This window comes from Haloarcula sp. MBLA0138, from assembly GCF_055632455.1.
In genome coordinates, this window is the sequence record NZ_JBVMVU010000003.1 from 53,363 (window position 1) to 80,316 (window position 26,954).

Genomic DNA, 26,954 nt, shown 5'->3' on the forward strand with positions numbered 1-26,954 from the left:
TCACAAATCGCTCCCGTATGCGATTTTAGACACTATTTCCGGGGGGACCAGCTACTTGATCAGATCGACCATCTCACGTAGCTCGGATTTGACGTCCTCCAATTCGCCTGACTCCCACTCGAACCATTCCTCAACGCCGGCGTCGGTGAATCTGAGAGAGGCTCGAACACGCCGGCCCGGATCGTGCTGGAAGAGCGCAAGCGCGTACGAGAGCATCTGTGGCCGGTAATGTCCCGCCAGATTCCCCGATGTCGTTGCTGAAAGGTCGTTGGTCTTGTAATCGATGATGTGATACCGGTCTGGTGTGACGAGCAGACGGTCGATATCGCCGACGATTCTCGATCCGTCCAGACGTGCCATCACCGAGTACTCATCGTGGACTGCTTCGACAGTCACCGATGCCTCAAGATCGTCGACGAACCGAATCGCGTCGTCTGCGTGGTCGATCGCTGCGTGGATGTCGTCCGCTGTCGGTTCTTCGCCGGCCATCTGACTCACTCGTTCAACGAACGATTCCCACTCGTCTCTCGGCGGGCGAAGCTCGTTCAGTCTATGGACGACAGTTCCGAACGTGGTCGGGCTGAGGCCTGGTGATTCTTCACCCGCTGCGTAGGTGTGTCCGTCACCGGAGTGTTCGGCCACTTCGTTCACGAGCGTCGTCGCTGTCACTCGGACCCCAGTGTCGCGTTCGGGGGGTGACGGAATCGAGATTTCCGGCATCGTTTCGTCGACGTCTTCGTCGGATGCCCAGTCCGTCGGTTGGGGTGGTGTTCGGATGGTATAGCCTGCATCACCGAGCTGACCTTGAGTGTCGCCGTTCTGGACAGCCTGGCCTAAGAGTTCGCCATCTTCGAGAAGATGGGGTTGAAGCCAGTCACGCCAGCGGTCAGCCTCATCGAATGCCGCCGGCTCGCCGAGTTCAATGTCTCCAGACTCGCTACGCTCGATGTCGTGCGTTCCACACAGGAGGAGATGGTCACGAGCCCTGGTGCAAGCGACGTAGAGGAGGCGTTTCGCCTCCGCTCGTTCCTGTGGAAGTGAGAGACGATCTGCGTACTCGTGGACGGCAGTCTTCTCGATCGAGAAGGCGTCTCTGGGATGCGGACCGCCGACAGCGGGAAGCGGTGGCGCATCTGTAGTTCCCTCCACCAGTCGGACGTAACCGTAGTCGTCGACGCTTCGTCCGAAATTGAGACTGCTTCCGATATCCGGGATCGTAACGATCGGGAACTCCAGTCCCTTCGAGGAGTGAATCGTCATGATTCGAACGCCCTCGGCATCGCCAGGAATATCTGCTTCACCCTCACGTGGATCGATTTCTGCTTGCCGGTCGATCCGATGTAGCAACCCAGCAGCCGTGTGGACACCGTTTTCGCTCCAAGTTCGGACCTGATCACGGAACTTCTCGACGTTCGCAACTGCCTGCTGGCCGCGTTCGTCGGCACTGACACTCGTCAGGTACCCGGTATCGTCGATCACGCGCGTGAGGACGCGATTCCACGAAAGGACGCCCTCTTCTCCCGGCTCCGCACACCCACTCAGCGTACGCCAGCTCGATAGCAGCTCGAACGCGTCCGTAAGCTGTGGATCATCGGACGTTTCCAAGGCCGTCCAGATCGAGTCTGCACGTGCGATTGCGGGGGCGAGCCGGTCGTCGGTAAACCCAAACAGGGGTGATCGGAGCACACCGTACAGAGAGATGTCGTCTCTAGGATCACCGAGTACCCGTAGGAGATTCGTGAGCGCCTGCACCTCGGGCGTGTCGTAGAATCCGACACCGCCGATGACCGTATACGGGATGTCGTACTCTTCGAGGGCTCGCTGATACCGGTCGAGGTGTGTTCGCCGACGGAGCAAGATTGCCACGTCGTCAGGGGTCGCAGAACGGTGCTCACCAGTATCCGTGTCCTGAACGAGCGGTGGGTCGTCAAAGAGGGTCGTCAGTCGGGCTGCGAGTGCCTGTGCCTCTGCTTCGATTGTATGGTCCAACGCTCCCTCAGCGACGGGGTGGTCGTCACCGAAGAGCGTCGCCGCCGTCTCTGCATCATCAGGGACGACGAGATATTCGATACTGCCGTCGAGTCCCTCGATGTCTTCGACTCGGTCTCGTCTCGCCGTGAGCGGTTGTGGCGGCGCTTCGAACGGCGCATGTTCTTCGTCTTCGGGCTGGAACAACTGATCAAAGAGTCTGTTCAAGAACGTGAGAGGGCCCTCAAGCGTCCGGAAATTACCCGAGAGTTCGAGGGAGGTCGGGCTCTCGACTTCGCTGCCGGGAACCTCGTCCAGCCCGAGACTGCTGTTTACAGACTGCAGTTCGTCCCGTGCTGCACCGAACGTCGTGACGTCAGCGCCGCGGAAGGCGTAGATACTCTGTTTCTCGTCACCAACGAGGAACACGTTCGTCGCCGTCTCCTCGTCGACGCCGGTGAGGAGCTTCACGAGCTCCCACTGCCGGTCGTCCGTGTCCTGGAACTCGTCGACCATTACCGCCTCGAACTTGTCCTGAAGACGGCGACGAACCTCCTCATTCTCACGGAGGAACGAAATCGTGGTCTCTATCACGTCGGGGAAATCGAGCGCATCTCGACGGTCCTTCCCGGCCTCGTAGCTTTCCAGAACTCCATCGAAAACACGCATCAGCGCCAGCGCGTAGTGCGCACTGTTCTCCTCGAGTTCGCCCGGCGTCGTGTCGACTGCGTCCTCGTGGTATTCGACAGCCCCGATTACCACGTCGACAGCGTCTTTCAGATCATCGTAGACGTCACCGTGTTCGTGCCAGTCCTCCCGAGACCCAACGACGTAGCCTGAACTACTGTAGAGTCCACCGCTCTTCTTCTCACACACCTCGTAGAGGTCGAGAATCGCGCGCTGGCACCGACGGGGATCACTCTTCGAGGGAGACTCCGGAAGCGTTGTCGCGATGTCCTCGAAGGTCCGATACGCTCGCAAGCCATCCTCGTCCTGAACGTCGGCCCCAGCAGGAAGTCGGTCAGCCAGCTCTCGCAGGGTTTCTAGAACGCCGTGTGTGTAGAGCGTCTCACGAGCGTCATCGGCGTCCAGGTCACAGACAGTCTCCCAGAGGACGTCCACGTACTCCTCGACGTCAGCATCTCGCCAGCGTTCGAGGACGGCCTCGCTCTGTGGGCGCTCATCGAGCAACCCGGTCAATACGTCGACGAGTTGGCTTCGTCCCCAGAGCTGGGCGAGCAGCGCAACGTCCTCGTCGCTCTGATTTCCTTCGAGGAACTCCGTGACGACTTCTCGCTGGAGGGTTGCGGCGCCGTCCTCGTCGAGAACGTCGAACCCGAGTGGGACTGGCGCTTCGACGGCACGTTCTCGTAACAGTCGGGTACAGAATGCGTGTATCGTGTGGACATAGCCGTCTTCGAGTTCGTCGAGAACATCCCGCCACCGGTGGTATCCATCAGGAGAATCCTCGGCAGCGAGCCGGTCGTAGACTTCCGTCCGGACGCGTTCGGTCAACTCCGCCGCGGCCTTTCGCGTGAACGTGATCGTGACGATGTTCTCAGGGGTGAGTGATGGGTTCTCTTCGAGAATGGTGACGTATCGCTCAGTCAGTGTCGTCGTTTTGCCGGTCCCAGCGCCGGCGGTGATGGCAACGTTCCGATCTTGAACGAGTGCGTCTTCCTGTTCGGTGGTTAGCTGAATTGCATCATCTTCATCAGTCATCGCTCATCACCGCCTCGAGGTCCGCATCGTCCTGTACGCGTAACGGAACATACGCTGACTCGTCTCCCCGTGCGTGGTCGACACGCTCGCGCTTCCGATGGTGGCGGACATCACAGGCGCGACGATAGTCACAGTAGCTGCAATTCGCCCCCCGACTCGACAACAAAGTCGTATGGAACCGGCCATTCGCGATGGCGTCGTCGATCTGACCGAGCCATTCGGGCACGACCTCGTCTAAGAATTGGCGTAGCTCTGCCTGTGAATCGAATTTCGATTCCACACCGCGTGGGACTTTGACATCGTTTGGCGGCCGGACCTGGTAGTACGTCGCGGACAGCGCAGCGTCATCGATATCATCCTCACTCAAAACGGCCTCCGCAGCGAGGAGATAGATCGGGAGCTGGAATTTCGTCCCGCCTGTCGTTTTGGTCATATACGGTGCGCGTCCCGTCTTGTAGTCGTATAGCGCTAATTCCGGTTGTTCGTCGGTACCGGCCTCGTCGACGCGGTCGATGTACCCACGGATCGAAACGGTCGACCCATCAGGATGTTCAACCTCGAACGGTCCAGTGTCGGAGTCAGGTAACCCGTCACCGAATGGGGCTTCGAACCAACGCGGTCGGGTATCGCCGCCTCGCATGAGTTCCTCTTCGATGAACGTCGCGAGCAGCCCTTTCTCGGGTGCTTCGTGCGGTCTCGAACTGCCCGCGTACGGGTTCGTTTCTGAGTCGCCCAATCCGGCGAACAACTCAGTGAGCCAGCGTTCATAGAACAGGCCCTCGTACTCGAAGTCGGCGTCCGCCAGTTCGTCGAGTGCGATATCGAGGAGACGGTCTTCCAATTCGTCTCTCTCGTATGCACTGACATCGAGTTCCTCGCTCGACTCCGCCGCAAGCTCCACATAGAAGCGTTCGAGAACGTCGTGAACGTAACTGCCGGTCTCGAGAGGTGTCGGTGTCACTTCGATGTCGTCCGGATCCTCGATGTCGAGAACGTTCTCCGCGTAGAACTTGAATCCGCATTCGACGTACCGTTCGATTCGGCTCGCGCTGTAGGGTTCGCGCTCAGAGGGAGGATACACTGCATCGACGGTGTCTGCATCGAGAACGCCATCGTGAGATGTGAGATCTGGATCGCTTCGATTCTCGGCACAGCTGAGGCCCCGGTCAGTTCGTTTCGTCTGATCGGGTGTGAGGTCGCCCTGCTCGCCGGCGTGATCGACAGCAACTCGCCGACGTGAGTGAGCGGCGAGGCGACGCTGGAGGTCTTCACGGGAGCCGATGCGCTCGTCAAGACCCTCTACTGGTTCGATACCGGTTGCTCGTTGGAGTTCATCGAGTACCGGTGAGCGGACGACTGCCGATTCATCATCGCCCGATGCTGGCGTTGTGAGTGTGACTTCATCGACGTTCGCCAGCAGCGTTGCGAAGAGATAGCGGCCTCGAAGGCGCTCGTCACCTGTGTCGAACCGAGGATGGGCGTCGGTCATCTCATCGAAAAATGCCGGTCGTTCCGGTGAGACGGGGAAATGTTCCGTCGTGAGCCCGACGACGTAGACGTTCTCGAACGAGCGCATCCGCGCGTCGAGCATCCCCAGAACCTCGACGTGACCGCTGGCAGCACCCTGAGGAACACGAATCGGAACGCCATCGAACGCGCGAGTGAGCAACGCCAGTGGGGAGAGCTCACTGGAAACAGCTTGCATCGATTCAAATGAACTGAGAACCTCGTCGACGACGGCGTACGCTTGCTGCTCCGTCGCCTGTGTCGTCCCGCCAGCATAGTTCTCGACTGCAGATTCGAGCTCGAAGTCGTCAGCCAGCACTCGACGGAAAATGTCGAGCGCTGTTTCGAGGTCACCAGTACGGAGCGTGCCGAGCGACGAGATGAGGTCTTCAATATGTCTCCTCGCGTCGTCGTCGATGTCGTCGAGCAGCGGATCGAGCGCGACAGTGTCGCGGCGTCGAGCAGCTGCCGTGATAGCGTCAACTTGCGCTCGGGAAAGGAAATCGACGAGTGGATTCGCCAGCAGCGATGTCAAATCCTCAGCGTGTGGTTCCTGCTCGGCAAGACGAAGCAGATCGTGGATGACGCTCCCTGCAAAGGTCCGATCCAGTTGGGAGGCAGCGGTCGTCACGTGGGGAATGCCATAGGTCTCGAAGACATCGTCGACGTACCCCGCATACGCCTCGGTCCCTGGAATTACGACCGCGAGGTCGTCCGGATCGCGACCATCAGCGAGTTCCGCTCGGAGTTCGCGAGCGACGAATCGAATCTCGCGTTCCGGCGTCGGTAACTCCCGCCACCTGAGTGTCTCTGGCGTTGGTACGTCACCGGGGTCGTGGCGATACATCGCGTTCGTGACTGTGGCGACGTCGACAGCAGTACCCTGCTGTGGCTCAACCACGTTCCGCTCGAATCCCAACTCCTCGTAGAACTCCAGTCCATCGACGGTGACACTGTCGACACCCCCGTCACCGTGCTGGTGGAGCGGGAGAATCGCAATCGTGTCGAACGCATCGACGATCCGCTCGATCACAGCCCGTTCGACGGGTCGGAACTCGTGATAGCCGGAGAGTATGACGGCGTCAAGTTCTGGCGAGAGGTCTGCAAAATCAGCGTCGGCAGTCGCGACGGCCTGGAAAATCTCACCACGTGTCGCGGTCCATTCGTCGACGTGGTCGCGTTGAAGCTCTCCATAGGAACGATAGGCGTCGACAGTCGCCGTCGCGATCCGTTCGTCGAGCTCTGACCCCTCGAATTCTGTTGCGAGTTCTTCGGCCGTAGAGACGCCAGCGTCATCGAACAGCGAAAAGCGACTACTGAACGCGTCCGCGAGTGCCGCAGATGCTGGCTCGCCTGCAAGAATGCTCCCCTCGCTCTTGGTCGCCTGGTCGAGAGCAAATTCCGTGAGACGACGGTTCACCTGCCCGGAGAGTCTCGCGATTGGGCCGTCGAGAGCTTCGTACCAGTCACGGACGACTGCGTCAAGCGTCTCGGCTCGGAGGCGAAGCGGACGGTGTGTGTCTGCCCATGAATCTTCGACGTGACCTCTTCGAGCGTCGTTTCGCGTGATGTAGAGAATACTACCGAGCGAATCACCAGCAACGGTGTCGGCTTTCTGGAACGCCTGCTCTTCCAGAAGTGTATGTTTGGGACCTGTGAGAAGCGTGGAATCCATCGAACAAACTGTACGATGACAAGGCTGTTACTTCACTCTTGGTAACAGTAATTGGATATCTGACGTTTACCAGAATAGTCCCATTTGGAAGAGTTCCCGTGAGTCAGTTCCAATGCGTAGAGTAGGGAGTTCAGCGATTACCGACAGGAGCGACAGCCAATCCCATCAGGAGTGACAGAGAGGTAATTCGCCTCCGAAAGGGTCTCCTGACAGGACTTACACGTTACCTCATCGGTAACGCCGCACCCAATAGCATACGGAGCTCGAACAGTCTCAGTTCGCCCGCCTTGACTCACAGAGAGTTCGATTTCACCTCGTTCGTAAGCAACGAGAGTTGAAGCGACTGGCTTAGTAGTGATCTCGATAGCGTGTCTCTCGTAGATCTTTTCGCGTTCTTGGGCAAAGCCAATCGTTTTCTCCTGAACAAGGCCTTCAAGTTCCGTCTCCAGATCTTCTTTTTCGTTTTTCAGTTCTCGGCGCTTCTCAAGTGCCTCAACACGTTGTTGTTGGGACTCAGCACCGTCGACATCTGTAGTCAGATCTTGAAGCCGCTCAGACAGTCGATTGATCTCATTCCGAAGTTCATTGATACGTTGCTCCTGCAGCTGTCGATACTCTTCGAATTCTGAATCAGCAGAGCGAGAGGCAGACTGGCGAACCTCCACGATCTCATCCTGAACTGCCTCTACTGCAGCCTTTTGTCCGGCTGAGATCGCATTAGCAAGCTTCTCAGAGGACACCTCCAAGCTCTCATCTACGTCATATTCCGTCGTTTCAGAGGATAGCGGTTCTGCTGGCGCAAAGAAACCCTCAACAAGGATCTCCGAAATCCCTGGAAGTGGCTGTTCAGACTCGACATCTACCGTGACTGCTTCCAAAAACTGAGTCTGATACTCGCTTACTGTTTCCACACCAATTTTCACGAATACGCAAATCGCGGTTCGGTCGTAATATGGGCTAAAGCTTGAATCCTCTACTGAGACTTCGCTCTCAGTCACCCATGGTGGATAGCGATGGGAATCATCAATCAGACTATTTGTGAGAGCGAGCTGCCCAATGGGGGCCATCTGCGCAGCCTCGTCGAGCAATTGCTGAGCAAATTCACTCTCCGGAGAGAGAACCACACCACCAGCGTCTATTTCAGCGTCGTGTTCACCTAGTATGACCTCGAATTCCTGGCTGTCAGCGAATGCCACATTGACGTGAGACGGTAAACGAACCTGCCACTTATTATCGCCAGCCTGAACCGAGGCACCAAGTCCGTTGAAGTAGTCTCGAGTGAAGGCCTCCAGAGCAGACTGAGTCACGGGATGTGTAGCGTCAGTCATCGCTTGCCCCCAGGTCGAAACTCTCGAAGACGCCGCTGTTGAACTTCTCCACCTTCTGTGAGAGGTCCTGTTGTTCTTCGAGATCGATAGCCATCGATTCGAAGTCGTTCTCGAGGTCGACCTCGGAATCAGCGCTCGCGAGTCGCTCGAAAATCTCGTCTTCGAAACTCCGCCCAGAGTCTTCGAGCCGAGTAAGAATCGTACTGAGTTCACCGACAGTCTGCTGGAACAGATCGATCTTGTGATACAGCCGATCCAAGACGTACTCTTCAATCGTCCCTTTGAGTCCCATGTTGAAGACGTACACCTTACGCTTTTGCCCAATTCTGTGGATACGACCGATTCGCTGTTCCACCTTCATGGGATTCCACGGGAGATCGTAGTTCACCATGATATTGCAGAACTGGAGATTCCGACCTTCATTCATCGCGTCTGTAGAGACGAGAACACCGCCATCCTCTCGGAATCGATCGACGATCTCCTCCTTCTCTTCGCTTGAGTGTCCGCCGTGAAACGCATGGGTCGTATAGCCCTGCTTCTCGAGTGCGTCCAAGACGCGGCGTTGAGTCGGTCGGAACTGTGTGAAGACGATGACTCGCCCCATCTCAACATGGTCACGGGCTTCCTCAACGATATCGAACAGCCGCTCTTCTTTGGTGACTGTGTCTATGGTATCGATCTTCTCGACGATTTCTTCAAGTTCGTTCTTGTGAGTGAGTTCGTTGTTCTCGTTGAGCTGCTTCAGAATCGTCTGCTTGAGCGCTGCTGGGCTGCTCACAACCTCCTTTTGCAAGAGCATCAAGACGAGCTTCTGGCCACGGTCTTGGCTGTACGCTTCTTGAACGTAGTCAGTCACAGCATCATAGAGGTCCTTCTCAGCGGCGCTCGGCTCGAACGTCCGTGTATCGATAATCCGATCCGTGAAGTCGATATCAGTATCCTCACGGCGATTCCTGATCATGACCTGGCCCAGCCGGCGTTGTAACTCATCGCGGTTTACGAGCGTTTCCTGGCCGTTATCGACGAAGTAATGATGGAACGTGTCTCGGCTCCCGAACAATCCCGGTCTGAGCAGTGAAACGATATTGTACAGATCAGTGAGCTCGTTCTGGATTGGAGTCGCAGTAAGGAAGAACGCGTAGTTGTAGGTGAGCTTGTCAATGAGTTCGTAGCGGTCAGTGTCCTCGTTTTTCACGTAGTGAGCTTCGTCCATCACGAGGACGTCCCAATCACGAGCGAGTACTGTCGCACGATGCCGGTCGCTCTTTGCCGTGTCTATACTCGCGATAATGCGATCGTGGGCGTCAAATCCCTGAAATTCATCGTCATAGTTGCAAACGAACTCCAGACCGAATTTCTCTCGAAGTTCCCCCTGCCACTGTTTCGCCAGTTGTGCGGGAGTCAAGATGAGTACTGAGCCGCTGGTCTCTCGGTAATGCATCTCCTTGAGAATCATCCCGACCTCGATAGTCTTGCCGAGACCGACTTCATCGGCGAGAAGGGCCTTGCCATCCATCTCGAACAGCGCTCGATGGGCAGCATCTACCTGGTGTTCGAGGAGTTTGACTTCTTCCTCGTCAACTCGCGAGAGCGAGCGGAGTTCCGTATCAGGCTGACCCGAGAGCAGGCGGTTTGCCATGACGGTTTGCCTGTGAAACGAAAAATCAGCGACTCCTGAGGAATATGATGCAACCAGGTCATCAGGGCCATCATGCGTGACCTCGATGTCTACGAGGTCCTGCTCGTCCATGGGATATGAAAAAAGGTAGGCAGACAAATAGGTTATGTTGGCGATTTTAAAAACGAATCAGATAAACCGAAGATACGTCCAGAGGGGGATCTGGATTATCGGCTTTGGCCCTTCATCATATATCTCAACGCCACGTTCTAGTGCGGATCGAGCGTTCGTTAATAGAATTCCAAATGAGGGGCCGCCATCAATTACCGACGTCTCATCTTCGTCCATGTGCCCCCCATAGCTATCCTTCTGAATGTATTCCCGTCGGCGCCTTACAGTGTTATCCGAGACTGGCGTATACAGAAGTTCATCAATGGGGTCTCGCTCACTGTCAGATGCACTTCCTCCCAGAAAGTCCAGTAAAGCGTCAAAATCAGGGGTATCAATACTCCTCCTGAGCTCGTTGATCCCCTCATTGAATGACCAGAGGATTGGGACGGGAGTGCCGTTGAGTTTTACAACGAAATCTACAGACCCCTTCGAACCGGGCCAGAACTTCACGAGACCCCGCTTGGGATCGTCCTGGTGGTTGAGTTCACACGATAGACGAATGGTTTGGTCGAACGCAGTCGACTTTGCGAGGGCCTCCTGTAGTCCGGGCTCGCGTCTGAGAACGTCAGTTAAATTCGTTCGACAAACAGCATTCGTGAGGCCTGGATCGCGAAGATAGAAGCGGATGTGACGAGGTCGTTGGTTATCGTACTCCTGTGACGGGGAGAGAAGATGGAGTCGAGAGAGGATACTGAGATACTTGTCCCGAAGCGTCCGGCGGTCGATGTCGAGAGTATCCACTAGATCATCGAATGCGACGTCTTGAGTCGGGTGTTCGTGAGCAGTGAGAGCAAAGAATCGCTCTAAGCCTAGTCCGTCTTTGATTCCGCGCAGATTTGTGGCTGCACGCAAGAGACCCTCTCTACACTCCGAGAACGTCTCTTCTTGCAAAGCTTTGAAATCAAAATCACCACGGCCTCGGATAACATCGACGTACTGTTCCCCCTCAATATCAATCCCACTCCCCGCGAGTCGTAGCGTTACTGCCCCGCCAGTTGTACAGTAGTTCGCGATCTCGCGACGGACGGTAGTTGCCTCGACAATCGCATCTTGCTGCTGAGCCTCTACCTCAGAAGCAAATCTTTCAGGAGTGCTCTGGTCCACCGCTTCATAGAGAGCATTCCGAACACTCGTCCCGTCAAAGCGCTCTGATGGCGGAGCAAGGACAACATCACGGTGGCGTAGTCTCAGGAAGTCAGCGAACCCCAGTGTATACAGCTCGATGTTCTCGTGGAGAGAGGGGCTATCGAGAGTTGAATCGCCTGTTTGTCCCACACGCGCTCGAACGGCATCGGCTGAAAGGGCAGTCGAAACAATACGACGATCGCTCCGTTCGTCGAGCAGATCGGCAACCACACGTTCCCAGTGGCCGACCTCTGTGCTCCCGCGCTTGTTCGGGCGCTCAACGATATGAAGATCGTCCAGAAGGACGTAGTGATCTGCCGAGTCAGGACGTCTCAATACGTGTGTTTCAAAGTGGTCGATGGCGGCCCGGAGCTGGTCTTCCGGCCTGACTTGGAAGACAGGATCATCGCGAAGAGGGAGATACAGAACATTAGACGAGGGGACAAGATTCTCGTGAGCCTGCTCGCGCTTGCTCGCATCTCGAATGATTTTCTCAATGAAATCTGGGTCGACGTGGGCGGAGGCCAATTGTTTGAGAAGTGTGCTCTTCCCCACCCCGTCCGGCCCAGTAATAGTCACGAACCGCCGATCATCTTCATGAAGAGTCTCGTACGTTTTGTGGAAAGCAGTCCTGAGCGTAGAATATTCTGCAGAGATACTGGTTTCGTGATCGCCATCCCACCAGGGGTTGTACTGCTCTAACCGTTGTATCAGAGTATGGCCGGAAGTGAATGGCTCGGGGTCGAATGACATAGAACGCGTCGTATATTCCTGATTAAGGCGCATAGTAATGTGTCTTTAGGTCACTCCTCCGAGATGTGGAGATTGCTTTCGCTCGTTCTCTCACTCGCACATGTTGTTTTATGGTAGCCCCCCGATATTCATCAGATAATGAGCAGCGGGAAGCCGAGCTTCGAGAACTACGACCGCGAGGAGGCGGAAGAGTTCAGCGGCATTATCCGAAATAACGCGACGTATGCTACTGACTTTATCAATCGAACATCTGATCCAGATGCGGTTCGCTACCTCGTCAACGAGCTTGAAATAGATGGGAGGCGGTCTGGTGACCGAGAGCAGGTCAAGCAGGCAGTCCTGACTTCCAGTGTTACCCCATTCGAGGTCAAACAGACCGTCGCACAGCGAAATTACAGTCTAGGAGAGACACTCGTACCCGATACCGTAAAGAAAAACGCACTCACAGCAATCGAGGTCGGAAAGCCCATCGTATTGTATGGGCCGACAGGCACGGGTAAGACCTACTTCGCCAAACAACTCGCTTTGGAAGCCTGTATCGACTATTCCATCCACACTGCGACGCCAACGTGGACGCCTGCAGATATCACTGGGAGTATCCAGCCCGAGACGAAAGACGGTGAGATAGAATATCATCGCCAAGCAGGCTGTGTCTCAAAGGGAATCCAGAAAGCGAAAGAATACGATGATAACTGGGCTGTGATAATCGACGAGATCACTCGTGCAGACATCTCTCAGGTCTTTGGTCCACTCTATACTGCCATCGAGGACGAAGAGCAGGTGATCTTCCGCGACGACGATGGCGAGCCGCTCACGCTCAACGAAAACGTGAAGATCATCTGTACGATGAATATGTCGGACCGCACGGTGAACGAGTTGGACAACGCAATCACACGCCGCTTTGCGATGATCGAGCTCAGTACGTATGGTGATGAGGAGCGAGCAGCCCTGTTCGATCGTTGGATCGGGGAACTCGGCTCCGACGTGGATATCGACCTCGACAAACTCCAAGAACTCTTCGAGACTCACCACCAGGGAATCAACGCAGGGACGACGACGAGCGGGGAAGGTGGAATAATGGAGTTCGGCCCGATGCACTACGAGGACGTAACTCAGTTCCTCAAACACGCCTGCGGAAGCAGCGGTCCCTACGCCGGCGAAGAGAACATTGCGGTTGGTCAGGCATTCGCCACGTACATCGCACCAAGACTCCTGAATACAGCAGCTCTCCCCCAGATTAACCGGCTCGCAACTCACTACGAGACGCTCGATAACCAATTCGAGGCGTTCGACCTCACACCAGCGGTCGACCTCGCAAACAGGCAAGCAGAGGCGGAAGAACGCGAGATGGGCGTCAGCGCGTATGAGTGAGGCTGTTCGTTACGAATACGGAACGTCGTTGTGCTCGGTCCAGGAGAATCGCAAACTAATCGTCGAAGAGTGCGATCGAGAGTCGATTAAAGACGAGCTACGGGCAGCGAACTTCGTTCGAGAAGGCAGCAAGTACGTCAAGAAACGTCCTCGGTTGCGGATAGCCGCTGGACAGGATGCCGAAGAAGACGCCCTGCAAGTTCTGTCTGTTCGGCTTGTCGATAACTCGCTTCACGTCAAGCCCTCGGATATCGTCGGGATCGTGAGTCTGGTTCCGGGGATGAACGTACAGATCGAGCCCAAGGTAGACTGGGAGCACGTCATCGAAATGCTGCTCACAGTCTACGACATCGACAGAACCCAATCCTACTACGGCGTCCCTCTCAGCGAACTAGTCTCCAGCGGCGTCGAGTCCACTCGAATCATCGCGATTCTCGCGATCAACTACGTGCATGGTCTCAGGACGATTCGACGGAACGGGTTCATCCGGAATCTCCACATCAATCGTCGAAACGGATTCGAAGGGCTCGGATCGGTTGACGTGGAGCAAACGCTGATGAATCATGCAACCGGGAATCCAGCACCGACATGGGTCGAGACCCAGGTCGAATATGCGAATCCGGTAAACTCGGCCATCCACATGGCTGGAAAACTGCTGTTGAGACTACTTCAGCAGGACCAGGACGGACACAGCCATCCGCGACAGGATGTGTTGCTCTCGATGGTCCACCAAGAGGTCGAACGGATGGAAGAGCTGGGAATCGCTAGCAGCCAAAAGGAGGTCGGTGTCTATCGACGACTCTCACTCCACGATCTCCCCAGACAGCGCAACTATTATCGTCGGGCGTTCTATACGGCGCAGTCAATTCTGGCCTCTGCGTTGCTCGGTCAAGTCGGAGGAGGACCCGAGGAATTACTCGTCGACTACGCGCTGAGCATGAATTCGCTGTTCCAAGATTATTCCCACAGAGTCCTCAGTCGAAAGGTGGGATCCATACGGACTATTGACTATCTCGACCAGCTCAGCGATATCGAGTGTAAACCTGAGCCGTCGATCTATCCTTTCGCAGGGAACGCGGAGGCTCGCCACGAACCAGACCATCTTCTCACGGATGGTGAGGAGACGCTAACCGTCTTGGACTCAAAGTACTACCGTGAGGGAAAGAACCCAGCAAACGAATCAGAGTCCCGGTCCAGGATGTTCGCGTATGCCTATTTGACAGAGACCAATCGAATGGCGTTCCTGTGCCCCCAATATCAGCACGTTCGCCTCCCCGTACAGCGGACCGGGGCAGAAGTCGAGATCGTTTCACCAGACGACGAATTCACCTGCAAAGCCTATGAGGATATCATCGAGGGATATATCCTCGAAACTCTGGCAATCGAGTATCCCGAACTCCGGGTTTTCGATGCCGCGACTGAGGCACATCTCTGTCTCAGCGGCGTCTCTGATGGCGATCTTTCCGACATCCATGATACGAACGGGCCGTTCAGCATCAACAATCCTGCCACGTTCGCGGACCGGGTTATCTCAGCGATAGCATTCTCGTCGTACGGGCCAAACAAACCAGAACTAGACGACCAGGGTCGATGGACAAAATCCCGGATCAAAGATGCCTGCGGGAAGACCGATGAAGAAGATCATCCGAAGTATCCCCGTCACGAAACGACTTGTGTCCCGGTCTACGATCCAGAAGGGAACGACGATCACGGCACGGTCACGCTATACTTCCTGAAGTCCGTGGATGGAGAAACGCACGTGAGCACAGAAGGCCCGTGGGCCCTCATGTGAGCACAGTCAGAAAGACGATTATATCCGGAATGGAGCAACAAGCCAACCCGAGTCTCGTTTCTTGATCTGTCGGCCAAAGATCGGGCGCAGAGAGTAGAACTCATCGTCAATTTCAACTTCAAAGGAATCGCCAGCCCCCTGAAGGTTCCCTTCGACGACGAACTGAATCGTCGGAAGCGGACGCTGGCTGTTCAGGTAATCCATCTCTTTTCGCATCGTCGAGACCAAGCGATCTCGAATATCGTCTTCATCCGTGAGCACATCCTCAAGACCAACGACGCAGATTTCGTCGGGGAGGTCTCTGTCCTCCAATTTGGATAGAAATTCATCGACTGGGACCCGATAATCTGCTGATTCGCGTTCCCCACTGACGATGATATTGTACATCCCCGCAACGGCGTCAATATCGCTCATGTCATCCCGAATGTCTCACAGGGATGTAAAATACATTAGTCCCGGAAGAGTTGTCGATAGGCTTCATCACCACTGACGGTTGCTAGGTCGGTGGCAACGTCGAGCATTTCGCCGGTGACCTCCATCTCACGTAGCTCGTCCATCGTTCTCGTCTCCTGTTCGGCATCGTACCTCAGAAGCTGTACTCGCTCGAGTGCGGTGAGATCATCAATATCCCTCGCTTTGAGATACGCGAGTCGATCATCATCAGCCCAGTTCGTGAGTCGGAACCCATCACTGGTATCGAAGAGTGACCGATCACGAAGGTCATCTGGATTAATTTTAGTTCCTCTACAGAGTCGGTTGACGTCATCAAGGGTCGGGTCCTCCATCGCCAAGAGGTCGAGATAGATCTCGTCGGGAGAGACATCTCCTGCGATTATATCGTAGATTTCCTCGACGACCTCATCAGCAGTCATTACCGCACCTTCACGGTGGACTTTCGCGTGATGTTCGGAATACTCGCGGAAACACCGTCCGAGTTCGACAACGCTGATATCGCCCTCTGAGATGGTTTGCCCTTCACGAATTTCGTCTCGTACCTGTCGGCTGGCACGGTGCATCCGGCGGCGGAGCGACGACCAACTGATCGGCTCTCTGCCGGAAGCAGGGCGGGCGACGACAATCACGCTAAAGGAGAGTTCATCCCCCATCATGAACTCGCTGAGGTTGGCAGAGATGGGGTACGTTGCCGTGATGTCGAAGCCCTCATCACACAGCGCCTGAACGAGCGCTCCCCATGACTCCTTGCCCCCGTGACGATAGGTGAACGTGAGAACGCCGTCGTCTTTCAGAACTTCCCTTATGCGGGAGAACGATTGCTGGAGTTCCCCCTCAAATGCCTCCGCATCTTTGTTCACAGCTGGGTTAGCGACGATGCTCTCGTCCCGAGGAGTCGCATCTGGAGTGAAGCTTTGATACTCATCTGCCAGGAGTAATCGTTGCCAGACGTAGAAGAAGTCAGAGACCTCCGAGTAGACGACATTATCGTAGTATGGAGGATCGGTGATGACTGCGTCGTAGTCGGATTCGAGATCGACCTCCCGGATGTCTCCTTGATGGAGTGAATACGTCCCACCGACCGGATGCTCGAACGGCTCCGTCTGGATGAGCTCACCATCTTCGAGGTACCGCTCGGTCGGATTATGGGCAAATTCGACGGCATTGACTATCTTTTCCCACGTATTCTGGAACGTGCCGCGACCTGCTCGCGTTCCCCAAACATTGTTTTCAGCGTATTCTACGCGCGGTGTGTACGAATTCTGTCTGAATATCCCCTCGATTTTTGTCCCAGAAACGTTGTACAGCGCAAATCGGTTCTGGAACATGAGAGAGTCGCTGAATGCGAGGAGGAGATACTCTTTGACCGACTGGTCATCAATATCGTCGATTGCCGAGAGAAGCGTCGAGAGACAGAATAGCTGGCGGTCGTTGAACATATCCTGCCAGGTTTCGTACCCGTGACGAAATACGTCGTTCCCGTTGATTCGAGAGGCCGCTGTGATAGCCCCTTTTGGGATCTCGCCGCTTGGCGCGTAGTCTCTCAGGTCTTCGTCTGATTCCCAGCCATCTCGAGCGCGTTCGAACTGCGCGAGGTCGTCCTCGGTAGCTGGCTTGTAGCCTTTGAACGTCGATCGCTCCTTCCCTTCGTCCTCGCAGTCTGGACAGTAGTATTCGATCGCGTAGAGCTTCTCGGAGTAGGACTGTCCGTCGGCAATTGCGTCGACGATGGGATACTTCAGCCCGCACGAGGGACACCCGTAATTTCCGCCCCGGGTGACAGGGCCGTCGGCGGGAATATACTCGTGACTGCATTCCGGACAGACCGACTCAGACTTGTAGTCATCAGTTAGGAAAACTGACCCACAATCAGGACAGTAGACATTGTACTTGTCATCGTCCTCGTATCGTCCGTTCGCGACACGGTAGTCCTTGAACAGCGGTATCGTCTCTCCACAAGAGGTGCAGTCTAGCTCCCGCACCCACATCGCGTAGACGCTATCTGCAACGTGATCTGCGTCATGGGGACAGGCAGTCTCGTAGAGAGATTGGAGGTCACCAGCTACTGATTCCCGAACGTCTTCGAAGGCCTCCTGCAGAGCTTCGATGTCGACTTCGTGGGCCTCCAGCTCTTTCTTCGAGATGAACCAGGCCACGGGGTTCAAATCGACACCCGTGACCTCCGCGTCGAACCGAATTGCCTCCATCAGGCTGGTTCCGCCACCCATGAACGGGTCGAGGACCTTCTTGCCGTCCACGCGGACATCCTTCGGGTAGAGGTCCCAGAGTGCGTCTGGGTCGCGTAGACTTACAGCGTCGATGAGTTGCTCGATATCTGTCTCGCTTCCATCTCCAGTCTCTTCACCGAAGTCAGTGAGATTCAGATCAGTCTGGTCGGGGTCGTGGACCTCAACAGAGTCCGGATAGTCAACGAGAGAGTAGAGCGTAATTGCTCTGAACACGCTCCCCAGCCTCCTTGCCCACCACTTGTGCATCGTGGAGAGTGGCCGGTAGTAGAGCTTGGCCCGTCCCTCACGGTCCGCGAGATCGTTTACCTGCTCGATGGGGAAGCCACGCTCGATGGGGAGCGTGTTCCGCGAGTCCGAGTCCGGATTAGGCATGGGTAGTGGTGGCTCCGTTTTCGTATTTCAACATGCGCGTCACTCGAACTGGATGGTGATGTCGATGCCAGTGGCAGATTCAGGAATGTTCTCCAGAATATCCGCAACTACCTCGTGGGACTGGCCGAGTCCAAGCTGGAGATCAGTATGTGCCTGCTGGAACGTCGCGACACCTTGGAGCGCTCCTGGTGCAGCATCTTCGCCATTCGTGTTGAACGAAAGAGAGCCATAGGAGACAGAGCCAGACTCGTGCGATTCGTCCCACTCCTGACGCATCTCACTGGGACTGTCACCCTGATACTCGAAGGTCCAGCCTTCTTCTGGCGGAATGCGGAAACCAGCACCGGGGAACCAGTCTGCAGGATCTTCGGAGCCAGTCGCTCCGACGACGTAATGGGGGTCTTCCTGGCCGAGGTTGGCGAGCAGGAAGTGTTTGACTGCTGCTTCTGCCTGCCCCGAGGCACATTCGCGCTGGATATCCTGAACTTGGAACGTGGCCTCCTCGTCGAGGTCGCCGATATACTCCAGGATCTGGTCGCCGATATCATCGGGAACCATCGGAGCGACGACGACCGAGGTCGCTTTTCTGTCTCCGAGCGTGCTCACGTAGTCTCCCCCAGTCTTGATACGGTAGTCATCGGAGAGAAGCGTACTCACGGCACTGCGGAACGCAGAGTCCGTGTCGTCCTGCGGGAGGTACACCTCAGTATCGTTGCGGATCGCCGTGAGCACTTGGCTCGTGTCGGCCTCGCCGGCGGACGCAATCGTTTCCTCGATGCGAGCTCGGACCTCGTTGGCCCCGATTGTCTCAGCGTCAGAGACATCGCGAAGCGTTGCGTCCGACCGAACTTTGTCGAGGATCTCACTGCCGCTGATGAGGACGTAGTGGTCTGCGTTCGCGAGCCGTCCAGCAGCCATCTTGACAGCGTCCTCAGGGTCCTGGTCGTGAATCCAGATATCCGTGCGCTGGCGGAGGTCGAGCTCGAACGTCCCCAGATCAACCTCTTTCGTTCCGGCACCGAACCGGCTCCGAAGCTCGGATTCAACTTCTTCGGTAGACCACTTCTCGACCTCGCTCTCCAGAACGAGAACCGTATCGGGGCTCAGACCGCGGAGTTCGTCTTTGAATCCGCTTCCGTCGTGAGCGAGGACTGGCTTGTCATCGAGTCCATCTTCGACGGCGTCCTTGACCTTGTCGACGCTTCCGGGGATAGGATACGTCGGATCCATTAGGAACTGCTCGTAGACCTCGTCGATGGTCATCTCGGACCGGCTGTCGAGTCGGTCCCGGACGATATCCCAGACGTGACGCTGAAGGTCGAATGGGTCCGCTTCGACTGCTGCGGCGATGTTGCCAGCGTCGAGGACGGGTTCCGTCGCGACGAAGTTATCCAGCGACATCTCAGCCGCGTAGTCGAACTCGTTGAGCAGGTCGTCACCGTCGATGATCTCACCGTATGCGCTCTCTAAGCGCTCGGCAAGGTCCTCCTCGTAGTCGTCTCCGAGCTTTTCGATCTCCTCGCGGATCTCCTCGGCCAGACTTTCATCGGCTGCCCGAATCTCTGCGCCGATGACCTCCTTGGCTTTCCCGAGGAACTTCTCCTGCTGGGACGTGGTCGAGATCGTCTTTCCATTCTTCGGCTGGACGAACACCAGCGTATTCCGCCACTGCCGGCCAGCGGGCTGGTTCATGATGACTTCCGCGACGCTGTCCTCGTCCCACGGACCATTTTTGACGACGGTCTTGATATTCTGGCTGTCTGGTACGCTCTCGAGTTCGTCGTCGACGTTGAAGCCGACGGCGTGCGCGCCGGCGCCGAAGATCTTCTCGATCGTATCGCCGATCAGCTCCATCGCATCTTCGTCGCCGACGTCGCGAGCCGCGTTGCGCACGAGCGAGCGCGGGTTCTCGTCCTCACGAATGACGTAGCGGTCGTCGGAACGCCAGAGATGGTAGACCTCACCCTGCAGGCGTTCGAGGTCGACGATGATGTCGTTGATGCGGTCGCCGGCGTGGTAGGTTCCAATGACGATGTCCGAGGTTGTCGCGCCCTCTGCGAGTCCAGGTGTGAGCGAATAGATGAGGACCGTGCTGAGGATGGGGCGACCGTAGGTGATGTCGGCGTCGGCGAGGCGTTCATCGATGTCGTCGTAACAGCGGTCAGCCCGGGAGTGTTCGACGTTGATACGCCCCAGCTCGTCGTTGTAATCGACGGCGTCGACCACACCGTGAGTGATGAGATCCGTCTGCTGGTAGCGGTCGACGAGGACCTTCGCGAAGAGATAGAGCATCCCGCGGGTCGCGCCCGATTGGGTCTCCGCGAAGTACCGGGTCTTCAGCGAGTCGATGAGAATCGGGTGGAAGGGGTAGGTGTCGTACATGTCCTCGCGAAGCCCATCGGGGAGATCGACATAGTCGGTGTCAGCGTAGGCTTCGATGTATTGGTCAACGAGCGACCGCATCGCGGAACGGTCGTCGATGGAGTCGATGAGACGGTGGCGGAGGACATCCTCGATCTCGACCTGGTTCGACATATTGACCTGGACGCGCTCGGGCTCGCGAGAGAGGATATCGTGGACGTCCGAGCCTTCGCGGAGGACAGAGACGAACGCGAAGAGTTCCGTATTCGGCTGGGTCGTCGTTTCGAAGAGCGCCTGGAGGAAGCCTTTGTTCGCGCCTTTGCGCTCCCCCTTCAGTGACTGGAAGAAGTCCTCCAGCTCGTCCATGAAGAACGCGACTGTTCGGTCGCCGACAGCGTCCTGGATGACGTCGATCGTCGGGTAGCCACCTTCGTCGTCGTAATCGTCTTCGTCGGGTTCGTAGTCGAGTTTCTCGAACAGGGGCTCCCAGAGGTAGTCATACTGTTCCTTCTGGAGCGAGACGACGATCGGGAGCGCGTCGTCAGGGAGTGCGTCACCGAGACCTTCGATCCGGCTATCGGCCCAGTTGCCAACGACGTCGGGCGACTGGAAGCAGTGGTAGAGCGCCACCATCTGGTGGGACTTACCTGTCCCGTAGGGACCGTACATCTCGTGGAGACGGTTGTTGTCTTCCCCCTGGAGGGTATCTCGGAGGCGCTTCAGGGAGTCCTCGAGTCCACCGGTCAGGAGCGTGCGGTCGAAGAACCGTCGTGCGTCGGATTCCAGCGTATCTGCGTCGCTGTCAACATCGTAGAGACGGATCTGGCCTTTAATCAGGCCATCACCCTCGGTGAGTTCCTGACTGAGCGTCAGTACGTCGTCGATGCTCGTGTCAAGAGTTCCTTCGGCGCTCATGTATGTCTGACACGATGGGGGACTCTCTTATGAATGTATGGAACGGAAAGATAGATACAGCAGTATTTTCCAATATTAGCTATAACAATTTATCCTAAAATTCGATTAGCACCATAGCTATGTTGTTATCTAGACGACCTTCGAATGGCTATCTGACAGTCATCAACCAGAAGAATCCGTGTGGGTTCTACTATTCGGAGATTTCAGAGAGAGTCGTGTCAACCCCCAACATTTTCAGATAGGTTTCATCTCCAGTAATGGCAGCAATGTCTTCACACAACTCTTGGAGCTCGTCGATATCCCACTGACTCAAGTATTCTTCTCTGGAACGATCGTGTTCATATCGATATCGTAAGAAGTGGGCCTTGTCAAGTGTAGTAATGTCGCCGTTTCCTTCTTCTACCTTCGACTGGACGTAGGCCTGACGCTTCTCGTCCTTCCAATCATTGAGAACAAAATCATTTCCATCCATCCGGAATAGCCGCATATCCTTCATAGATTCTTCAGAAGCATCCGACCTCTTCAGATGCTTGTTCAGGTCGTCATATCTTGGTTTCCATTCCTCAAGGAGATCGAGATATACATCCTGTTCTCCTCTGTCGCCTTCTTGAATAATACCGTAAATTTCTTGCACCACCTCTTTAGCAGTCATTCCTTCTCTCGAACCACGGATTTCATTGTGATGTTTGGAATATTCTTGGAAACATTTCCCCATTTCAATTACACCGATATCACCACTGGATAGAGAACGACTTTCTTCCAGTGTTTCACGTGTTCTTTGAGCAGTCCGAACGATTTGTCTGCGAAGCGAATTCCATGAGATTGGAGTACGGTCCGTAACCGGACGCGCAACAATAACAATGTCAAACGCGACTGCTTCTCTAGCCTCTATAAATTTGCCTAAATCAGAATTGATTGGGTATGTAGCTGTTACTTCAAACCCACTCTCACACAACGATTCAAGAAGTTCACCCCAAGATTCTTCATCACTATGATGATATGTGAACGCCAGGAATCCATCTTCTTTTAGCGCATCGTAGATCGTATCGAATGCTTCGCCAATCTCTGCCTCGAAATCTTCAACAGTTTTGTTTTCTGCAGGATTGGCGACTATGCTCTCTTTTCTTGGAGTGTTTTCTTGCTCGAACTCGTCGTAATGTTCTGAAAGAAGTAGACGTTGCCAAGCATAGAAGTAATCCGCTAGCTCGGAATACATCACGTTATCGTAGTACGGGGGGTCAGTAATCACAGCATCAAATTCATCCTTGGCTGTGATGGAGCGCATGTCCCCTCGATATATCGTACTATTTTTCCCAATAGGCTGTGCAAACGGTGCACTTTCTTGGGATTTTCCGTCTTCATCAACATATCTTTCAGTGGGATTACTTGCATATTCGACTCCCGAGAGCATCTTATCGACGGTGTTGATGAATGTACCTCGACCAGCTCTAGTCCCCCAAACGTTGTTTTCAACAATTTCCGTCTGTGGAACATATGCATTCATCCGGAATATTCCCTCAATCTTATTTGCAGGCATATTATAAATAGAGAACATATTTTGGAACATCAAAGAGTCAGAAAAGGCAAGAAGGAGATACTCTTTGATAGTTTGATTTTCGACGTCATCTATTTCTTTCAATAGTGTGCTAAGACACAGAAGTTGACGTGGATGATAGAGATCTACCCACTGTTCATAACCATGCTCAAATATATCATGTGCTCCAGGAGCAGATCCGCTAAATTGAGTCGATGCCGTGTACCAACCGGGCTTTATTTCACCATTAGGAACATATTGTTGGAGATCTTCATTAGAGTGCCATTCTTCCGTGGCTTTTTTGATAAGATTTCGATCACTCTGATCAATGGACTTGTAGCCTTTGTATTCACTTCGACTGGATCCCTTATCGTCACAATGCGTACAATAATATTCGATCGCGTAGGGCTTCAGATCAAAACCATTTCTTTCTGTGACTGCGTCCGAAATGCTATGTTTCTGTCCACATTCGGGGCAGGTGTAACTCCCACGCGATACATTTCCATTTTTAGGAATAAACGTATATCCGCATTTTGCGCCCTCTACAGTAGCATCGCACGTACATTCTGATTTCCAGTCATCGACCAAGATGATCTGTTCGCAATCGGGACAAAGAACATTATATTTATCATCATTATCATATCGCCCTTTCGCAACACGATAGTCTTTGAATAGAGAAACAGTATGATTGCAGGAAACACAATTTAGTTCTTTGACCCAGAAATTATACATAACATCTGCTTGATGGTCTCCGTTTGGGCAGGGAGTTTTATAATATTGGAGAAGTTCCTCTCGGATCTGTTCAGATATCTCATCAAGAGCATCTTCGATCTTCTCAACAGGCGTTTCCCAAGCTTCCAGCTGTTTCTTGTTAACGAACCACGCTACAGGATTTAAATCAATACCAACAGATTCCGCTCCGAAACGTGAAGCTTCTACAAGAGAGGTTCCTCCACCCATGAAGGGGTCGAGAATTTTTTTATTTTTTATCCGGACATCTTTTGGATAGTAGTCCCAAAGGGACTCTGGATTCTCCATAGTGACGTCGTCGATATTATTCACAAGATCATCGACACTCACACCATTTGTTCCGAGTGTTTGGTTCTCGCCCGGTTCATATAGATCGACGTCATCGACAGTAGTCCGGCGATCAAGAAGAGTATAAAGTGTGATGGCACGGAAAAGGCATCCCGGTCTACGTGCCCACCATTTATGCATAGTATAAATTGGACGATAATGCTTTTTTGCCCGGCTCTCTTTCTCCGCAATCTCATTTATTCGTTCAATCGGAAACCCACGTTCGATGGGAAGTTCAGGACGCCCTTCCTCTCGTTGTTGCTGCTCAGACATCTGATGTCCCCCCATTTTCACGAGAGACATATAAAACTGGTACTACGCTCGCCGGTCTCACGCGAAGTTGGAGTCCAGCAGAGATGATAGTGCTATCAGTAGGAGGACCTCGTCTCCATTGGTGAAGAGCCTCGTTGCCAATCGTTACTCGAGAACTCCAGTTTGAACGTCCCCACACTACGGGCCGTCTCTGCATCTGCATAGCGAACAATCGGGTCTGTCGACAGGACCTCGGTCACCCTGTACACACGATATCGGTCTGACTCCTTCTCGAGCAGTTGCGTTTGCGTGGTATTCAGATTGAAGTCCTGTTTCGACTCTGCCGTTGACTTGACTTCGATAATCTGCCCATCGGGATCACCAATTGAGCCGACATCCAAATCCCGACCGATCTTCGCCTGCCTCACATCGACGCCTTGCTTCGCTTCCAGCTGCAGTTTCACGAAGAGCTCTCCCAGCGCTCCAATCGTGTGTTTTTCATCGAGTATCGAGTCGACTCCAAGTTTCCGAAGGAACGGTCTCCAGTCGTCGGCATCGAGCTCGTCGAACATTTCGAGGTACGCTTCACTCACGTATCGAGGACCGGTTCGAAGAGCGGAAGCGCCCGCTTCAGCGAAGATACCGCGATTTTCGGTCACCGTGTCTGTCGTAAACCAAGGTGCAGCTTGGAGATCTTGACTCGAAGCATCTGAATCGTCTGCCACAGTCGGAGCGTAGGCTTCACCGAGTAGAAGTCCGGATGGCGAGAGCCAGGAGCCATCTTCAGATTGTAGTCGAAGGGGCGGCGGGTCTTCACCGACTTCCCACTCGCCGTCAGTGAATGCTCGACAGAGAATTGCCGCTGCGAGGTGTCGATCGTTCGTCGAGAGTGATTCCCAGTTGACGGTCTGGAGCCACTCTTCGATCAATGCTCCTTCGGTCAATTCTTCCACATCGTTCCCATCCAACACCGACCGAATCTCCTCTTGCTCGGCAAGGTCACTATCTACGATATTCAGGGAGGACCGGACCTCTTGTAGCGGGCTCGCAGTTTCGAACTCACCCAGGTCAAGCTCAGCAGGCGGAAGGTAGACCTGTTCCACATCATCGGTGCCCACGACTCTTCCGTCTTCAAGGGGAATACCAGTCGAGCTGAGGGTCTTGGATTGCTTCCACGAACTCTTGGTCGAGAGGCCGTTATAGATTTTCTCGAAGGTATCTGTTCGAGTGTTGCCGGAGAGTTCTCCGAGAGGGGAGGTTACCTCGTGGTTCTGCAGGAAGTCATGAAGTCCGAGTGAGCTCCGTCCCTTGATCGTCCGGTAGATATCTTCGTGTTCCTCGTGAATGGGACGGGCAGCTCCCGCTTCCTCTACTTGATCAGCGTCGAAAGCTTCGCGAATGTGTTCGTCAACCACCTGGCAGTCGTCAAGTTCGATTCGCTGACCCGCCTGATCCCGAACCAGTTTCGAGTTCTCGACGTGTTCGTGGATTTTGTCGACGATTTCCGTCGTTACGAATGTATCTCCCTGTCCTTCTGGAACGAATACGCCAAGGTCTGTCCACCAATCGTCGTGGCCGGCAACGACATCGAGGACATCCTTCGCACACCCGACTACGCCCTGCGCAATCTCGCGGTTCCAGGGAAGCTCTTGTTTGATCGTTTGTCGGTCAGCAGGCGTGAGGAAGTCCGCATGAACGAGAAAGTCAAAGTCAGTCTCGAGTTCTTTGAGAGGAAGATAGCTGAATACGCCGGTATGCAGTGTCCCGCTTTCTGGCCGGGCGAACCCACCATCTTCGTCTACGATACAGGCGATGAACACCTCACGATAGTCCACACCCGCTCGCATATACTGCTCAGTCTTCGGATCGTTCTGAATACTATCCGGCACCTCCCAGAGATGTTTGAACAGTACCCACGTATCCGCCTCCGTCGTCCCATCCACTAACGTCTCCTCGAGTTCTACAATTTCGATGGGATCGAACTGCGCGTCTGCCTTGTTTCTGATTATTTCCTGTTTTGAACTGGGAAACCCCTGTCTTGCTTTCTCAACGGAGGAGGCTAATCCATCATCACGAACCTCGTCTGTCCGACTAATACGCCGTGAGCTGTCCGAGTAATCATCATCGATAGATAGCTCACGTACGTCCTTCAAGAAGAGAAACACACGTCGGTCGATGTTTTCGCTCCGGAGTGGTTCAAAGAGTTCGTCGTCGGAAAGCAGTTGCTGGCCCCGTTCATCCAGCCTGACGACAAACCGTGTAGTATACTCGGTTCCGTCAATCTTCGTGGGAACCTCTGTCTCCTCCGTAGGCTTACAACTCCAGGGGACGACTCTCCAAGGAATCTCATCACCGTGCTCCTCCGCACGTTCTCTATCGAACGAGAAGTGGAATTGACCAGAGTGAACCTCGACGCATTGACTGATCTCGAAGATCGATTTGAACCCCACTCCGATGAAGCCGATGTGGTCACGAGGATGCTTCGGTGAGACGCCAGCGGCACACAGTCCAGTTACGTCGTCCTTGACGTCACCGGCATCTCCATCCTGGCCCGCGAGTGCACTGTCGGTGAACTCACGCCCGTTGTTGAGAATTTCTAAGCACCAGTCTCCGTCGATCTTGCGGATTTGGAAACGAACAGCACTGGCACCCTCATCGTCTGCGTTCTGGATGAATTCGAGCGGGAAATACGTCGAGGCGAAGTTCATCTGG

At 54.7% G+C, this 26,954-nt stretch carries 12 protein-coding genes; 2 read left to right on the top strand and 10 right to left on the bottom strand.

Features of this window, described 5'->3' with window-relative positions; all coding sequences use genetic code 11:
* Positions 1 to 51 precede the first annotated feature (51 nt).
* The 5 genes from ACV7JO_RS18015 to ACV7JO_RS18035 form a co-directional block, all read right to left on the bottom strand.
* Positions 52 to 3,690, bottom strand: coding sequence for a UvrD-helicase domain-containing protein (locus ACV7JO_RS18015; RefSeq protein WP_470356245.1), 3,639 nt, complete (start codon positions 3,688 to 3,690; stop codon positions 52 to 54).
* Positions 3,683 to 6,871 carry a PD-(D/E)XK nuclease family protein gene (locus tag ACV7JO_RS18020; protein WP_470356246.1) on the bottom strand — a complete coding sequence of 1,063 codons (3,189 nt, stop codon included), beginning with the start codon at positions 6,869 to 6,871 and terminating at the stop codon, positions 3,683 to 3,685. Before ACV7JO_RS18020 ends, ACV7JO_RS18015 begins: the two co-directional genes overlap by 8 nt.
* A 137-nt stretch (positions 6,872 to 7,008) precedes the next feature.
* Entirely contained in the window at positions 7,009 to 8,199 is a 1,191-nt protein-coding gene (locus ACV7JO_RS18025) for a hypothetical protein (RefSeq protein ID WP_470356247.1), read from the bottom strand.
* The gene (locus ACV7JO_RS18030) at positions 8,192 to 9,949 is read right to left on the bottom strand and encodes a DEAD/DEAH box helicase (RefSeq protein WP_470356248.1); all 1,758 of its coding nucleotides are present in this window, start codon (positions 9,947 to 9,949) and stop codon (positions 8,192 to 8,194) included. Before ACV7JO_RS18030 ends, ACV7JO_RS18025 begins: the two co-directional genes overlap by 8 nt.
* Before the next feature lie 57 nt (positions 9,950 to 10,006).
* Positions 10,007 to 11,866, bottom strand: a complete 1,860-nt coding sequence (locus ACV7JO_RS18035) for a DUF4143 domain-containing protein (protein ID WP_470356249.1) — start codon at positions 11,864 to 11,866, stop codon at positions 10,007 to 10,009.
* A 138-nt stretch (positions 11,867 to 12,004) separates the two neighbouring features.
* On the opposite strand from ACV7JO_RS18035, the gene ACV7JO_RS18040 reads away from it, so the two are divergent.
* Positions 12,005 to 13,237, top strand: coding sequence for an AAA family ATPase (locus ACV7JO_RS18040; protein WP_470356250.1), 1,233 nt, complete (start codon positions 12,005 to 12,007; stop codon positions 13,235 to 13,237).
* Positions 13,230 to 15,029: a hypothetical protein gene (locus ACV7JO_RS18045; protein WP_470356251.1), complete on the top strand. Its 1,800-nt coding sequence runs from the start codon at positions 13,230 to 13,232 to the stop codon at positions 15,027 to 15,029. Before ACV7JO_RS18040 ends, ACV7JO_RS18045 begins: the two co-directional genes overlap by 8 nt.
* 18 nt (positions 15,030 to 15,047) lie before the next feature.
* On the opposite strand, the gene ACV7JO_RS18050 is transcribed toward ACV7JO_RS18045, so the two are convergent.
* The 5 genes from ACV7JO_RS18050 to ACV7JO_RS18070 all read right to left on the bottom strand — a co-directional run bounded on the left by ACV7JO_RS18050 (position 15,048) and on the right by ACV7JO_RS18070 (position 26,950).
* Positions 15,048 to 15,443 (bottom strand): DUF8076 family protein, encoded by a 396-nt coding sequence (locus tag ACV7JO_RS18050; RefSeq protein WP_470356252.1) that lies wholly within the window; start codon positions 15,441 to 15,443, stop codon positions 15,048 to 15,050.
* A gap of 35 nt (positions 15,444 to 15,478) precedes the next feature.
* Positions 15,479 to 18,103 carry a DUF1156 domain-containing protein gene (locus ACV7JO_RS18055; protein ID WP_470356253.1) on the bottom strand — a complete coding sequence of 875 codons (2,625 nt, stop codon included), beginning with the start codon at positions 18,101 to 18,103 and terminating at the stop codon, positions 15,479 to 15,481.
* A gap of 39 nt (positions 18,104 to 18,142) precedes the next feature.
* Positions 18,143 to 21,379 (bottom strand): DUF499 domain-containing protein, encoded by a 3,237-nt coding sequence (locus tag ACV7JO_RS18060; protein ID WP_470356254.1) that lies wholly within the window; start codon positions 21,377 to 21,379, stop codon positions 18,143 to 18,145.
* Positions 21,380 to 21,569: 190 nt separating this feature from the next.
* Positions 21,570 to 24,263, bottom strand: coding sequence for a DUF1156 domain-containing protein (locus tag ACV7JO_RS18065; protein WP_470356255.1), 2,694 nt, complete (start codon positions 24,261 to 24,263; stop codon positions 21,570 to 21,572).
* 95 nt (positions 24,264 to 24,358) lie between these two features.
* Complete coding sequence (locus ACV7JO_RS18070) at positions 24,359 to 26,950, bottom strand: protein NO VEIN domain-containing protein (protein ID WP_470356256.1); 2,592 nt, start codon at positions 26,948 to 26,950, stop codon at positions 24,359 to 24,361.
* Positions 26,951 to 26,954 lie beyond the last annotated feature (4 nt).